Origin of the sequence: Bradyrhizobium sp. CCBAU 11361, assembly GCF_028128935.1 — a bacterium.
Taxonomy (GTDB): domain Bacteria; phylum Pseudomonadota; class Alphaproteobacteria; order Rhizobiales; family Xanthobacteraceae; genus Bradyrhizobium; species Bradyrhizobium niftali.
Map to the genome: position 1 here is coordinate 134,694 of NZ_LBJZ01000198.1, position 13,617 is coordinate 148,310.

Annotated in this window: 13 protein-coding genes and 1 pseudogene; 12 read left to right on the plus strand and 2 right to left on the minus strand. The window is 65.2% G+C overall.

Translation table 11 applies throughout. From position 1 onward, the window contains the following. The first annotated feature begins 19 nt into the window (after nt 1-19). The 5 genes from XI08_RS40475 to XI08_RS40495 all read left to right on the plus strand — a co-directional run bounded on the left by XI08_RS40475 (nt 20) and on the right by XI08_RS40495 (nt 4,817). Nucleotides 20-736, plus strand: coding sequence for an HAD family hydrolase (locus XI08_RS40475; protein WP_271578718.1), 717 nt, complete (start codon nt 20-22; stop codon nt 734-736). Between the two features lie 15 nt (nt 737-751). Further along, the gene (locus XI08_RS40480) at nt 752-2,059 is read left to right on the plus strand and encodes an NAD(P)/FAD-dependent oxidoreductase (protein ID WP_271578719.1); all 1,308 of its coding nucleotides are present in this window, start codon (nt 752-754) and stop codon (nt 2,057-2,059) included. A 28-nt stretch (nt 2,060-2,087) separates the two neighbouring features. Beyond that, nucleotides 2,088-3,137, plus strand: a complete 1,050-nt coding sequence (locus XI08_RS40485) for an ABC transporter substrate-binding protein (protein WP_271578720.1) — start codon at nt 2,088-2,090, stop codon at nt 3,135-3,137. 85 nt (nt 3,138-3,222) lie between these two features. Then, the gene (locus tag XI08_RS40490) at nt 3,223-4,035 is read left to right on the plus strand and encodes an ABC transporter permease (RefSeq protein WP_271578874.1); all 813 of its coding nucleotides are present in this window, start codon (nt 3,223-3,225) and stop codon (nt 4,033-4,035) included. Beyond that, nucleotides 4,032-4,817 carry an ABC transporter permease gene (locus tag XI08_RS40495; RefSeq protein ID WP_271578721.1) on the plus strand — a complete coding sequence of 262 codons (786 nt, stop codon included), beginning with the start codon at nt 4,032-4,034 and terminating at the stop codon, nt 4,815-4,817. The genes XI08_RS40490 and XI08_RS40495 overlap by 4 nt, the downstream gene beginning before the upstream one ends. Before the next feature lie 144 nt (nt 4,818-4,961). Here XI08_RS40495 and XI08_RS40500 read toward each other — a convergent pair. Beyond that, nucleotides 4,962-5,613: pseudogene (locus XI08_RS40500) on the minus strand (TetR family transcriptional regulator). 62 nt (nt 5,614-5,675) lie between these two features. Next, complete coding sequence (locus XI08_RS40505) at nt 5,676-6,512, minus strand: transporter substrate-binding domain-containing protein (protein ID WP_271578722.1); 837 nt, start codon at nt 6,510-6,512, stop codon at nt 5,676-5,678. Between the two features lie 113 nt (nt 6,513-6,625). Between XI08_RS40505 and XI08_RS40510 the strand changes: the two genes are divergently transcribed. The 7 genes from XI08_RS40510 (at nt 6,626) to XI08_RS40540 (ending at nt 13,593) form a co-directional block, all read left to right on the plus strand. Continuing rightward, nucleotides 6,626-7,543 (plus strand): NAD(P)-dependent oxidoreductase, encoded by a 918-nt coding sequence (locus XI08_RS40510; RefSeq protein WP_271578723.1) that lies wholly within the window; start codon nt 6,626-6,628, stop codon nt 7,541-7,543. 147 nt (nt 7,544-7,690) lie between these two features. After that, nucleotides 7,691-9,352, plus strand: coding sequence for a thiamine pyrophosphate-binding protein (locus XI08_RS40515; protein WP_271578724.1), 1,662 nt, complete (start codon nt 7,691-7,693; stop codon nt 9,350-9,352). 3 nt (nt 9,353-9,355) lie between these two features. Beyond that, on the plus strand, nt 9,356-10,621 hold the full coding sequence (locus XI08_RS40520) for an NAD(P)/FAD-dependent oxidoreductase (RefSeq protein WP_271578725.1): 1,266 nt from the start codon (nt 9,356-9,358) through the stop codon (nt 10,619-10,621). A gap of 9 nt (nt 10,622-10,630) precedes the next feature. Continuing rightward, the gene (locus XI08_RS40525; protein WP_271578726.1) at nt 10,631-11,374 is read left to right on the plus strand and encodes an aspartate/glutamate racemase family protein; all 744 of its coding nucleotides are present in this window, start codon (nt 10,631-10,633) and stop codon (nt 11,372-11,374) included. 108 nt (nt 11,375-11,482) lie between these two features. Further along, nucleotides 11,483-12,184: a GntR family transcriptional regulator gene (locus XI08_RS40530; protein ID WP_245284308.1), complete on the plus strand. Its 702-nt coding sequence runs from the start codon at nt 11,483-11,485 to the stop codon at nt 12,182-12,184. A 276-nt stretch (nt 12,185-12,460) separates the two neighbouring features. Then, nucleotides 12,461-13,003, plus strand: a complete 543-nt coding sequence (locus tag XI08_RS40535) for a thiamine pyrophosphate-binding protein (RefSeq protein WP_271578727.1) — start codon at nt 12,461-12,463, stop codon at nt 13,001-13,003. After that, a complete protein-coding gene (locus XI08_RS40540) occupies nt 13,003-13,593 on the plus strand; it encodes a thiamine pyrophosphate-dependent enzyme (RefSeq protein ID WP_271578728.1) in 591 nt (196 codons plus the stop codon). Before XI08_RS40535 ends, XI08_RS40540 begins: the two co-directional genes overlap by 1 nt. The last annotated feature ends 24 nt before the right edge of the window (nt 13,594-13,617 follow it).

Here is a 13,617-nt window from a genome sequence, read left to right on the forward strand (position 1 = left end):
CTCGAGAGAAGAGACCAAAATGTCGTCCCAAGCCGCGTTCAGCAATTTCAAGGTTCTCACGTTCGACGTCGTCGGCACCTTGATCGATTTCGAGACCGGCGTGCTTTCCGCGGTGCGCAGGATTTCGGGCAAGTCGCCGGCCGAGCTCAGCGACGACAAGATCTTCGAATCCTACAAGCGCGGCCGCGACAAGCACTACGAGCGCTCGAGCGAGGTGATGTTCCACGTCTACCGCCATCTCGCCAAGGAGCTCGGGCTGCCGGCGGATGATGCGTCCTGCGACGTGTTCCAGCTCGCCGTGCTGCGCTGGGGGCCGTTCCCGGACTCGGTCGAGGCCTTGAAGCGTCTGCGCACGAAATTCCGCCTGGTTGCGATGACCAATGCGGATCGCGTCGCGCTCTCTTGTTACGCGCACGCGCTCGGCAATCCCTTCGACGACACTGTCTGCGCTGACGACACCGGCGTTGCCAAGCCGAACCCGGAATTCTTCGCCTACAACAAGGGCCGCCAGTCCGCCTTTGGCTACAAGCAGTCCGACATCCTCCACGTCGCGCAGAGCCAGTACCACGACATCGGCATCGCGCGGAAGCTCGGCTACAAGGTTTGCTGGATCGAGCGCCGCCAGGGCATCGCCGGTTTCGGTGGCACGCCGGCGGTGGAGACGCTGACCAAGCCGGACTTCCATTATCCGACGCTGAAGGCGCTCGCCGACGCCGCGATCGGGCCGGCGGCGTAAGGCATGAGCGCGGGCATGACACGAGACTGGAGCGCGCTGCCATCGGCCAATTCGCTGTGGGAAGCCACGGCGGAGCCGGCGCGCGCGTTTCCGGTCCTGTCGGGCGAGCTGCAAGCGGACGTGGTGATCATCGGTGCGGGCTATACGGGCCTCTCCGCAGCGCACCACATCGCCAAAAGCGGGCTTGCCCCTGTCGTGCTCGAGGCCAACCGCCCTGGCTGGGGCGCGAGCGGACGCAATGGCGGGGTGATCACGGCAAAGTTCCGCCTGTCGTTTCGCGAGATCGACGCCGTGCACGGCCGCGCCATGGCGCGGCGCATGTACGAGATCGCGCATGAATCCACCGACATCGTCGAGGAGCTGGTGTCCGAGTTCGGCATCACCAGCGCCGCGTTGACGCGCGCAGGCCAGGTCAAGGTCGCGCATAACGAGACGACCTTGAGGGCCGCGATCGACGAAGCCAATTGGATGACGCGCGAGATGGGCGATGTGGAGGTCCGCATCCTCGACAAGCGCGGGGTGCGCGAGGAGACCGGCTCGGACATCTTCGTCGGCGGCGTGCTCAATCCCGGCTCGGGCGGCATTCATCCGCTGAACTATCTGCGCGGCCTCGCCGACGGCGTGGCGCGCCGCGGTGTCTCCATTTTCCAGGGATCGCCGGTGCTCAAGCTGAGGCGAGAGCAGGGCGGCATCGTCGCGGAGACGCCGAATGGCGCCGTGCGCGCGAAGCAGGCCATCATCGCCACCAACAGCTACTCGGACCTCACCAGCGCCACCGCGCAGATGCAGCGCACGCTGATCCCGTTCCGCAGCGCCATGGTCGCAACGGAAAAACTGCCGCGCAATCTCGCCGGAAAATTGATGCCGACCGGGCGCACCTATACCGAGACCAAGCGCATGATGCGCTGGTTCCGCATGGTCGACAATCGCGTCATTTTTGGTGGCCGCGGCGCCTTCGGCAAAGAGGACTCCGAAGCCGCGTTCGACGCCTTGCGCAAGGCGATGGTCGGCATCTTCCCTGATCTCACCGAGGTGCCGCTCGCCTACAAATGGTCGGGCCTCGTCGCCATGACGCTGGACTCGGTGCCGCATATCGGCCGGCTTGACGACCGCACGCTGTTCTCGATGGGCTACAATGGCGCGGGCGTGGCGATGTCGAGCCTGATGGGGCGCTATCTCGCCGCCTTCGTGCGCGGCGAGGCGCCCGACGTGGGCCTGCTCGACGCGCGGCGCATGAAGGCGATTCCATTCTATCCGCTGCGCGAGCCTGCCGTGCGCATGGTCGCCGGCTGGTATCAGTTTCTCGATGCGATTGGTCAGTGAGATCTCTTTGGCGATGGAGGAGGCGAGGATGACGACGAAACAGAATTCTGCATTGGGCTACGCCCTGTTGGGCGCGATCGCGTTTGGCGGCACGGCGGCGAGCGCGGCCGAGCAGATCACCTTCGTCTCGCAAGGCGGCGCCTATCAGCAGGCGCAGACGGTGGCGATCCTCGATCCCTCCGCCAAGAAGCTCGGCATCACCATCAACCAGGACTCCATTCCCGATGCCTGGCCCGCGCTCAAGACCCAGGTCGGCAGCGGCAAGCCGATCTGGGATGTCGTGGACACGCCCACCGGCTATTGCCTGCGCGGCGGCGAGCAGGGGCTGATCGAAAAGCTCGACTTCTCGAAAATCCCCAACGCCGCGGCGATGCCGGAGGCCTATCGCAGCCCCTATTCGGTATCCTACGAGTTCTATTCCAGCGTGCTGGCCTTTAGCCAAAAGACCTTCCCGAAGGACGCGCCGAACAGCTGGGGCGATTTCTGGGACGTCAAGAAATTCCCCGGCCGCCGCGCGCTGCGCAATCACCCGATCGCCACGCTGGAAGCCGCGCTGATGGCCGACGGTGTCGCGCCCGACAAGCTCTACCCGCTCGACGTCGACCGCGCATTCAAGAAGCTTGAGGAGATCAAGCCGCACATCACGGTGTGGTGGACGTCAGGCGCGCAGTCGGCGCAACTTCTCAACGACGGCGAAGTCGACATGGAGATGGCCTGGAACGGCCGCGTCAGCGCGGTGGCCAAGGAAGGCGCCAAGGTGTCCTTCACCTACAACCAGGGCATCCTTCAGAGCACCTCGCTCTGCATCCTCAAGGGCGCGCCAAATCTCGAGACGGCGGTGAAGTTCCTCAACGAGGCCGTCGATCCCGTGCACCAGGCCAATCTGCCGCTGCATATCGACTACGGCCCGGGCAATCCCAAGGCGTTCGAGACCAACGTGATCAAGGCCGAGCGCGCGGCGCAATTGCCGAGCGAGCCCGCCAATGCGGCCAAGCAGGCGCTGATGTCCTACGCCTGGTGGTCGTCGCCGGCCGGCGAGGCGGCCGAGAAGCGCTGGGCGTCGTTCATGCAGAAGTAGGCGTAGAGCTAAGCGAAGCGAGGCAGCGTTGACGATGTCAGTGCCAGATCCCTCCCAAAAGCATCAGCGCCGCGAGCACGGCCTGATGCTGGCATTGGTGTCGCCGGCGCTGCTGGTGATCCTGGCTCTGATCGTGCTGCCGGTCGGCTGGCTGGCCTGGCAGTCGATCTACCATGACGGCTTCACGCTGGAGAACTACCGCCGCGTCTTCACCGAGGACATCTACTGGCGCAGCTTCGCGCTGACCTTCGAGATCAGCCTCGCGGTCACGGGAATCGCGCTGCTGCTCGGCTATCCCGTGGCCTATCTTGCCAACTCTGTCCCGAAGGGATGGAGCATCCTCATCCTCTCGCTGGTCGTGCTGCCGTTCTGGACCAGCGTGCTGGTCCGCGCCTATGCGTGGCTGGCGCTGCTCCAGCGCACCGGCGTGATCAACCAGTTCCTGCGTTATCTCGATGTGATCTCCGAGCCGCTCGCGCTGGTCCACAACACGTTCGGCACGGTGGTGGCGACCGTGCACATCCTGCTGCCGTTCATGGTGCTGCCGCTCTATGCCACCATGCAGAAGATCCCCGGTGATCTGATGCAGGCCGGCGCCAGCCTGGGGGCCAGCCCGTCGCTCACCTTCGTCCGCGTCTTCCTGCCGCTGTCGTTGCCGGGCGTGCTCGCGGGCTGCACCATGGTGTTCGTGCTCTGCCTCGGCTTCTACATCACGCCGGAACTGCTCGGCGGCGGCCGCACCGTGATGGTGTCGATGCTGGTGAGCCGCAATGTCGAGCTCTACAACCAGTTCGGCGCGGCGAGCGCCGTCGCCGTGGTGCTGCTCGTCAGCGTGCTCCTGATCTTCCTCGTCGTCAGCCGCTTCATTTCGCTCGATCGCGTGTTGGGGCAGAAATGACGCGGTTGTCCCCCGCCCGGATCGTCCTCTACGTGATCAGCGCGCTGGTGCTGGTCTATCTGATCCTGCCGGTGCTGATCATCGCGCCGATCTCCTTCTCCAGCGCGCGCTTTTTGACCTTCCCGCCGCCGTCCTTCTCGCTGCGCTGGTACCAGCAGTATTTCGCCAACCCGGCCTGGATGCAGGCGACGCGGGTGACGCTGACGGTCGCGTTTTTCACCGTGGTCATCGCAACGCCGCTCGGAGTTGCCGCCGCCTATGCCATCAGCCAGTCGAAGCTGCGCATCATGCGGATCATCCACATGGCGCTGCTGTTGCCGCTGGTGGTGCCGATCATCATCACCGCGGTCGGCATCTTCTTCGTCTATGCCAAGGTCGGCCTGGTCGCGACCCTGCCGGGCCTCGTGCTGGCGAACGTGATGCTGGGCCTGCCATATGTCGTCATTTCCGTGCTCGCGGGGCTCCAGAGCTTCGATCCGGCGCAGGAGATGGTGGCGCGCAGCCTCGGCATGAACCGCCTGCGCAGCTTCTTCGCGGTGACGCTGCCGCAGATCAAGTCCAGCGTGGTCGCCGGCGGCATCTTCGCCTTCATCTCGGCGATGGACGAGACCATCGTCGCGCTGTTCATCTCCGGCGGCCAATACCAGCCACTGACCAAGCGCATGTTCACCGCGCTCCGCGACGAGATCGACCCGACGATTGCCGCGATCTCGACGCTGATGACGGCGGCGTCCTTCATGCTGGTGCTGCTGGCGAGCACGCGGCAGAAGAGGAGTGGGTGAGGGGGCTGCTGCTCCGCTCTCGGTGTCATCACCCGCGAAGGTGGGTGATCCAGTATTCCAGAGACGGTAGTGATTCCTCGATAGGCTGCGGCGTACTGGATGCCCCGGTCAAGCCGGGGCATGACAGCGCGTGTGTAGCGGTCGCTAGGCCTTCGCCGCCAGCCACGCCAAAATCATCTCCACGATCTGCGTGCGGCTCTTCGCCAGCACCCTGGGCTCGCTGAGGTCGCGGTCGAACAGGGCGCCGAAGGTGTGGCGGTTGGCGACGCGGAAGAAGCAGTAGGAGCTGATGGCCAGGTGCAGGTCGATGGCGTCGACGTCGTCGCGGAAGACGCCCTCAGTGCGGCCGCGCCTGAGGATGCCGTCGAGCGTCGCGATCACGCTGGCGTTGAGCTGGCGCAGTTGCTGGTTCTGCTTCAGGTGCTTGCCGTGGTGGATGTTCTCGATCGAGACGAGGCGGATGAAGTTCGGATTGCGCTCGTCATGGTCGAAGGTCGCCTCGATCAGCCGGCGCAATCCCTCGCGCGCGTCGCAGCTTTCGATGTCGAGCTGATCCTCGAGCGCGCGGATGCTGCGATAGGCCTCCTCCAGAACCGCGAGGTAGAGCTGCTCCTTGCCGCCGAAATAGTAATAGATCATCCGCTTCGACGTGCGCGTTCGCGCGGCGATCGCATCGACGCGGGCGCCGGAATAGGCCCTCCGAGGCGAATTCGGCCATCGCCACTTCGAGGATGTCGCGCTTGGTGCGCTCGGGGTCGTTGGTGCGCTTCGATGGGGGCGGCATGCGCTCGAGCATCACTGTTTCTCCCGCCAGTTTCCATGGAAACCGGGGGCGCGGCAACCCGAACGACGAATGTGTCAGAACTGCACTTCGCCGGGAATGTCGTCCGCGCCGAGACCGACGGCTTCAAAACCCTTCAACATCCATTCGCGGGTCTGGCCCAGCGAGCGGTTGTAGTCGGCCCAGGCGCTGAGGAAGTCCTTGTAGCGCCGGTCGCCTTCGGCGCGGATGCCCATGTTGGTCGGCAGCGTGAGCAGCGGACGTGGCACCGCGAGCTCGCCGAGCGTCGGGTTCTTCTTCAAGGTCGCGACCGAAAGCACCGCCAGCGAAATGTTGCAGTCCGCGCGTCCGGTTGCGACGGCGAGGATCGCCTCGTTGCGCTCCTTGAAGCCGAGGATCGTCGCCTTCGGGCAATAGCGGCGCGCGATCGTCTCGTGGGTCGAGCCGATGTCGACGGCGATCTTGACCTCGGGCTTGTTCAGCTCGGCCCAGGTTTGCGGCTTGGCAAAACCCTTCTTGGTGATGACGGTGAAGGAGTGCACCAGGATGGGCGTGGAAAAATCGATGACCAGCGAGCGCTCCGGTGTCGGGTTCACGGCGAAGGCAAGGTCGATCTTCTCGGCCTGGAGATCCAGGATCTGGTTGCCCCAGGTCGATTCCAGCGTCTCGACCTTGGCACCGAGCTTGCCGGCGATGTCGTTCGCCATGTCGATGCAGGCGCCCGACCATTGATTGGTGGCGAGGTCCTTGTGGAAGTAGGGATCCTGGCCGGCGATGACGGCGATCCGCAGCACACCGCTCTTCTTGATCCGTTCGAGCGTCGAGCCCGGCGCGGTGTCGGCCTTGGCCGAACCGGTTGCGGCGATCGCAGCTCCGGCGAGGGCGACAGTGGTGAGTGCATCCCTGCGATTCATGGCAGTTCTCCTGGGCAGTCGCTTTAGGACATTCGAACCCGGCGTCTGGACTATTTCTGTATTCAGACTAAAATGCAATACGGTATTTTAAACTGGACAGGAAAGACAGGCCCGTGCGCGCTCTCTTCGTCGATGCCAATGACACCCTTGCCGCAGTCACCGAGAAACTGCTGCGCGCGGACAGCCTTCCGGTCGGCATCAATCGCAACCCCGCAATCACTCCGGGCGACCTGCCAGGCCTTCTTGACGGTGTGGAGATCATGATCGTCGACCATACCGCGGTGCCGACGGCGATTGCCGCGAAATGTCCTGCCTTGAAGCACGTCGTCTTCCTCGGCACCGGCGCGCGCAGCTACATGAATCCGGAAGAGCTTGGCCAGCGCGGCATCTCCGTTCACACCATCAAGGGCTATGGCGACACGGCCGTCGCCGAATGCGCGATCGCCCTGATGTGGGCCTCGGCAAAGAGCTTCGGAGAGATGGATCGCGGCATGCGTGAGGGCAATTGGCTGCGCCGCGACGCGCTGCAGCTCACCGGCAAGACGCTTGGCCTGATCGGGTTCGGCGGCATCGCGGCGGAAGCCGCGCGCATGGCGCTTGGCTGCGGCATGAAGGTGATTGCCTGGAACAGATCGCCGAAGACGCATGCCGGCGTCGAATTCGTCTCCCTGGAGAAGCTTCTCGCGGACAGCCACGTCGTCTCGCTGCATCTGCTCCTCAACGAGGAGACCAAGGGGTTTCTGTCACGCGAGCGCATCACGCAGATGCGTCCCGGCGCCATCCTGATTAACACGGCGCGCGGCGCCGTGGTCGACGAGGACGCGATGTGTGATGCGCTGCGCTCCGGCCACATCGCCCATGCCGGCCTCGACGTCTTCACCGTCGAGCCGCTGCCGCCGGGCCATCCGCTCACGAAACTGCCGAACGTGACGCTGTCGGCGCATTCGGCGTTCCGCACGCCGGAGGCGAGCGACAACCTGATCGGCGCGGCGCTCGATCATTGCCGCCGCATCATGGCGAATGGGCGGTAGTGCAAACGGCAGGGGCGGGCATGACGCATGCGCAGGGAGCGGGAAGCCTTTCGATCTTGCACCTCCTGTTGGCCTGTCCTACGCCACCTCCGAACGAAATTTTCGCGACGCGCTCGAGCGCATCGCCAGAGCCTGCAGGGAGCCGTCATGACCATTCGTAACACCCGCACCGGGGGCCAGATCCTGATCGATCAGCTGGTCGCCCAGGGCGTCGAGCGCGTCACCTGTGTGCCGGGCGAGAGCTATCTGGCGGCGCTCGACGCGCTGCATGACAGCCCGATCGACGTCATGATCTGCCGCGCCGAAGGCGGCGCCGCGATGATGGCGGAGGCCTATGGCAAGCTCACCGGGCGCCCGGGCGTCTGCTTCGTCACCCGCGGCCCAGGCGCGACCAATGCCAGCCATGGCGTCCACATCGCGATGCAGGATTCGACGCCGATGATCCTGTTCGTCGGCCAGGTCGACACCGGCATGCGCGAGCGCGAGGCGTTCCAGGAGCTCGACTACAAGGCGGTGTTCGGCACCATGACGAAATGGACGGTCGAGATCGATCGCCCCGACCGCATTCCGGAGCTGGTCGCGCGCGCCTTCCGCGTCGCGATGCAGGGCCGTCCGGGCCCCGTGGTGATCTCGCTGCCGGAGAACATGCTGACCGAGACCGCCGCCGTCGCCGATGCCATGCGCATCGAGCCGGCGGTGAGCTGGCCCGCGCCATCGGATATCGAGCGCGTCGGCGCCATGCTCGCGAGTGCCAAGGCGCCGCTCGTCATTCTCGGCGGCTCGCGCTGGACCGATGAGGCGACCAGGAGCATCGCGCGTTTTGCCGAGCGGTTCGACCTGCCGGTGGCGACCTCGTTCCGCCGGGCCTCGCTGATCGACGCCGACCATTCGCATTACGCCGGCGATCTCGGCATCGGGCCGAGCCCGGGCCTGAAGGCACGCATTGACGGCGCCGATGTCGTTCTGCTGATCGGCGGCCGCATGTCGGAGATGCCGTCCTCGTCCTACACGCTGCTCGACATTCCCACCCCGCAGCAGAAGCTGATCCATGTGCATCCGGGCTCCGAGGAGCTCGGCCGCGTCTACCAGCCGGCGCTCGCGATCCAGGCGACGCCCGCCGCGTTCGCCGCCGCAGTCGAGACGCTGAAGCCCTCCGGGGCGGTGGCCTGGAAGGGCGAGGCCGCCAAGGCGCATGCCGATTACCTTGCCTGGACCGAGAAGGCGCGCGAGCTGCCCGGCACGTTCCAGTACGGCCAGGTCATGACCTGGCTGCGCGACCGGCTGCCGAAGGACGCGATCGTCTGCAACGGTGCCGGCAACTATGCCGGCTGGATCCATCGCCACCATCGCTTTCACAGCTTTGCGTCCCAGCTCGCCCCGACCTCGGGCTCGATGGGGTACGGCGTGCCGGCGGCTGTGCTCGCGAAGCGCCAATATCCGGATCGCACCGTCATTGCCTTTGCCGGCGACGGCTGCTTCCTGATGAACGGCCAGGAATTCGCGACCGCCGTGCAGTACGACGCGCCGCTCGTCGTCATCGTCGTCGACAATTCGCAATACGGCACCATCCGCATGCACCAGGAGCGCGACTATCCCGGTCGCGTCGTCGGCACCCAGCTCAAGAACCCGGACTTTGCGATGTACGCCAAGGCGTTCGGCGGCCATGGCGAGCGTGTCGAGCGCACCGAGGAGTTTGCGCCGGCATTCGAGCGCGCACTGGCGTCGGGCAAGCCGTCGATCCTCCATTGCATCATCGATCCGCGCGCGATCTCGGTCGGCAAGGATTTTGTGCCGTCAGTGAAGGCGTAAGCGATGCCCGAAGGCCGCCACGTCGCCATCATCGGAGCCGGCGCGGTCGGCGTGATCAGCGCCATCGAGGCGCTGCGCGAGGGCCATCGCGTCACGCTGATCGACGCGGGCGAGCCCGGTGGCGAACAGGCGGCGAGCTACGGCAATGCCGGCTGGCTCTCCTCGCATTCGGTGATCCCGCCGGCCGAGCCTGGCATCTGGAAGAAGGTGCCGTTCTATCTGATGGATCCGCTCGGTCCGCTCGCGATCCGCTGGTCGTATTTGCCGACGGCGTTGCCCTGGCTGATCAAGTACCTGCTCTCGGGCTGGACCGAGGCGCGCGTCGAGAAGACCGCCTTTGCGCTGCGCGATCTCCTGAAGGATGCACCGCTGCTGCACCGGAAGCTTGCGGAAGAAGCCGGCGTCCCAGAACTGATCGAGCGCAACGGCGTGATGCATGCCTTTCCGTCGCGCGGCAATTTCGACAACGATCTTGGCTGGCGCCTGCGCAAGAAGGTCGGGGTCGAGTGGCTGGAGCTCAATGCCGACGAGATGCGGCAACGCGAGCCGGACCTGCATCCGCGCTACACCTTCGGCGTGGTGGTGGACGAAGCCGGGCGCTGCCGCGATCCCGGCGCTTATGTTGCGGCACTGGCCAATCACGCGCTGGCAAGCGGTGCCAAGCTCGTGCGCTCCAAGGCGACGGGGCTGAAGCTTTCCGGCGACAGGCTCGTCGCTGTTCTCACCGAGACTGGTGAGATTGCTTGCGATGCTGCGGTGGTCGCCGCCGGCGCCCGATCGAAGCAGCTCACCGCGTCCGTCGGCGATCCGCTACCGCTGGAAACCGAGCGCGGTTATCACGTCATGATCGAGAATCCGGAATCGGGTCCGCGCAGCTCGATCATGGCATCGGATGCCAAGATGGTGGTGAACTGGACCGACAAGGGCCTGCGCGCCGCCGGCACCGTCGAGATCGCCGGCCTCGAGGCCGCGCCCAACTGGAAGCGCGCCGAGATCCTGCGCGACCATCTCTTCAGCATGTTCCCGAAACTTCCGAGGGACATTCCGGCCTCGCGCATCAAGAGCTGGTTCGGTCATCGGCCCAGCATGCCGGACGGACGTCCCTGCATCGGTTACGCGCGCGTCTCGCGCGACATCGTCTATGCTTTCGGCCACGGCCATGTCGGCCTGGTCGGCTCGGCCCGCACCGGCCGTCTCGTAGCCCAGCTTCTGAGCGGCAAGCAGCCCGAGATTCCGCTTGCGCCGTTCTCGCCCACCCGCTTCCTCTGAGGTCGCACCATGACCACTTCTGCCAGCTCGTCCTCCCGCATCGCCCGTGGTGGCAAGGCCATCTATGGCGCGCCGCTCGGCATCCTGATGCTGGAGGCGCGCTTTCCCCGCATTCCCGGCGACATGGGCAACGGCACGACCTGGCCGTTCCCCGTGCTCTATCGCGTGGTGAGCGGCGCCTCGCCGGAGAAGGTGGTGCTGAAGGGCGCGGCCGGCCTGCTGCCTGACTTCATCGATGCGGCGAAGGATCTGGTGCGGCTTGGCGCGGAAGCCATCACCACCAATTGCGGTTTCCTCTCGCTGTTTCAGAGGGAGATCGCGGCGGCCGTCGGCGTGCCGGTTGCGACCTCATCGCTGATGCAGGTGCCGTGGGTGCAGGCGACCTTGCCGCCCGGCAAGCGCGTCGGCCTCGTCACGGTGTCGGGCTCGACCCTGACGCCGGCCCATCTCGAAGGCGCCGGCGTGCCGCTCGACACGCCGCTGGTCGGCACTGAGCATGGCAAGGAATTCTTCCGCGTCCTGATCAAGGCCGAGAAGGACGACATGGACGTCGGCTTGGCCGAGCGCGACGTGGTCGAGGCGGGCAAGCAGCTCGTCGCAAAGAACCCCGACGTCGGCGCCATCGTGCTCGAATGCACCAACATGCCGCCTTACGCGGCAGCCTTGCAGGCCGAGGTCGGGCTGCCGGTCTACGATATCTATTCCATGATCACCTGGTTTCATGCTGGACTGCGCCCGCGCGTCTTTGCCTGATTCCAGGTGTCGCAAAGCTCTGAACAAGCTCTGCCAAGCTGTCCTTTGCATTGCAATCATCTTCACGGCCCCGGTATATTGGGCTGTGTTCGGGCATGAATGCAGCTTATGAAGAGCAACGTGGAACTGGCTTCCGATAGCATCGTCGATCGCGTCTATGAACAGCTCAAGGCGATGGCCGTGAGCTACGAGTTCAAGCCGGGCGAACGACTCAACGAAGGCGAGCTGGCAAAGCGTCTCGGCGTCAGCCGTACGCCGCTGCGCGAGGCGCTCAATCGTCTCAACACCGAAGGCTTCCTGCGCTTCACGCCGGGCAAGGGCTTCTTCTGCCGCGAGCTCGACGCGCACGAGATCTTCGATTTGTACGAGTTGCGCAAGTCGATCGAGGTCGCCTCGGTCCGTCTCGCTGTCAAGCGTGCCAAAGATGAAGACATCGACGCGCTCTTGAAATTCCTCGAAGCGACCGGTCCCGATCCCGGCGAGCGCTCCTCGGTCGAGCTGGTCGAGCTCGACGAGACCTTTCACGAGCGGCTGATGGCGATGTCGAACAACGCCGAGATGCTGCGCGTGCTGCGCAACGTCAACGCCCGCATCCGCTTCGTGCGCTGGATCGACATGGACCGCGTCAACCGCTCCAACACGCAGGCCGAGCACCGCGCCGTCGTCGAAGGGTTGAAGGCGCGCAATGAGGAGGCTTGCGTTTCCGTGCTGGAAAAGCACATCGACCGCCGCCTCGACCGCATCACGTCCGCGATCAAGGAAGGCTACGCGCAGATCTACATGCCGGCCGCGAGGTCGGCGGCGAATTGACTTCACCTCGCCCCGCTTGCGGGGAGAGGTCGGATTGCATCGAAGATGCAATCCGGGTGAGGGGGACTCTCCGCGAGTCCAACTGCTAGCGTCCCTGCGGAGACTCCCCCTCACCCCAACCCTCTCCCCGCAAGCGGGGCGAGGGAGCAGAGGCACCGCCGCTGCCTGCCGCCAACGGCAGCTATACAATCCGTCGATACCTGATCGTGCCAGACGGTCAGAGCCATCGCGCGCGAACATCGCTAACGTCCTTCCGAATCTCACGGAGACCTCGCGGTGCACAGCCCTCAACCCAATCTTGAAACGCGCTCGAGCGACAACTGGCCGAGCGAGCTCTATCGCGTCCTGAAGGCCGCTGACGTCAGGCAGATGTCCTATGTGCCGGATGCCGGCCATAGCCAGCTGATCCGCCTGTTTTCGGCCGACCGCGACGTCACCACCAACGTGCTGACGACGGAAGAGGAGGGCATCGCCATTGCCGCGGGCGCCTGGCTCGGCGGCCACCGCAGCGTGCTGCTGATGCAGTCGAGCGGGGTCGGCAATTGCATCAACATGCTCTCGCTCTCGGCGATCGGCCGCTTTCCGCTCTTGATGCTGGTGACGATGCGCGGTGAATGGGCCGAGTTCAATCCCTGGCAGGTGCCGATGAGCCGGGCGACGCAGCCCTCGCTGGAAGCGATCGGCCTGAAGGTGATGCGCGCAGAGACGCCGGAAGATCTGGTCGAGACGGTCGAATCGGCCGCAGCGCTCGCCTATGAATCCGATCAGCAGATCGCAGTGCTGATCGGGCAGCGCCTGATCGGCAAGAAGAAGTGGTGATGCCAATGCAAGCTCAACTCGATCGTCGCGCCGCTGTCGCCGCGCTCCTGAAGGACCGCAAGGACACGCTGGTCGTCTCCGGTCTCGGCTCGCCCACCTACGACCTCCATTCCGTGGGGGATCACGACGGCAATTTTTATCTCTGGGGCGCGATGGGCGGCGCCGCGCTGATCGGTCTTGGGCTTGCGCAGGCGCAGCCCGGCAAGCGCGTCCTCGCCTTGACCGGGGACGGCGAGCAATTGATGGGGCTCGGCGGTCTCGCCACCATCGGCGTTGCGCGTCCGCGCAATCTCGACATCGTGGTGATCGACAACCAGCATTTCGGCGAGACCGGGATGCAGGCGAGCCATACCGGGCGCGGCGTCGATCTCACCGCGATTGCCACAGCCTGCGGCTTTGCCGCGACCGGAATCGCGCGGACGATCGCCGAGGCGGAACGTCTCGCAGCGCAGATCGCCACCCCGGGCGAGGGGCCGCGACTCTTCGTCATCAAGGTTCTGGCGGAAAATCCGCCGCGCTCGCTGCCCTCGCGCGATGCCGTCTTTATCAAGAACCGGTTCCGTGCTCATCTCGGATTTGCAGCGGCCTGAGCCGGGTATCTCACCCGGCGATGG

What these genes read in the sequence shown, in the direction of transcription:
- XI08_RS40475 (WP_271578718.1), top strand. Translation starts at nt 20, where the DNA reads ATGTCGTCCCAAGCCGCGTTCAGCAATTTCAAGGTTCTCACGTTCGAC.
- XI08_RS40480 (WP_271578719.1), top strand. Translation starts at nt 752, where the DNA reads ATGACACGAGACTGGAGCGCGCTGCCATCGGCCAATTCGCTGTGGGAA.
- XI08_RS40485 (WP_271578720.1), top strand. Translation starts at nt 2,088, where the DNA reads ATGACGACGAAACAGAATTCTGCATTGGGCTACGCCCTGTTGGGCGCG.
- XI08_RS40490 (WP_271578874.1), top strand. Translation starts at nt 3,223, where the DNA reads ATGCTGGCATTGGTGTCGCCGGCGCTGCTGGTGATCCTGGCTCTGATC.
- XI08_RS40495 (WP_271578721.1), top strand. Translation starts at nt 4,032, where the DNA reads ATGACGCGGTTGTCCCCCGCCCGGATCGTCCTCTACGTGATCAGCGCG.
- XI08_RS40505 (WP_271578722.1), bottom strand. Translation starts at nt 6,512, where the DNA reads ATGAATCGCAGGGATGCACTCACCACTGTCGCCCTCGCCGGAGCTGCG.
- XI08_RS40515 (WP_271578724.1), top strand. Translation starts at nt 7,691, where the DNA reads ATGACCATTCGTAACACCCGCACCGGGGGCCAGATCCTGATCGATCAG.
- XI08_RS40520 (WP_271578725.1), top strand. Translation starts at nt 9,356, where the DNA reads ATGCCCGAAGGCCGCCACGTCGCCATCATCGGAGCCGGCGCGGTCGGC.
- XI08_RS40525 (WP_271578726.1), top strand. Translation starts at nt 10,631, where the DNA reads ATGACCACTTCTGCCAGCTCGTCCTCCCGCATCGCCCGTGGTGGCAAG.
- XI08_RS40530 (WP_245284308.1), top strand. Translation starts at nt 11,483, where the DNA reads ATGAAGAGCAACGTGGAACTGGCTTCCGATAGCATCGTCGATCGCGTC.
- XI08_RS40540 (WP_271578728.1), top strand. Translation starts at nt 13,003, where the DNA reads ATGCCAATGCAAGCTCAACTCGATCGTCGCGCCGCTGTCGCCGCGCTC.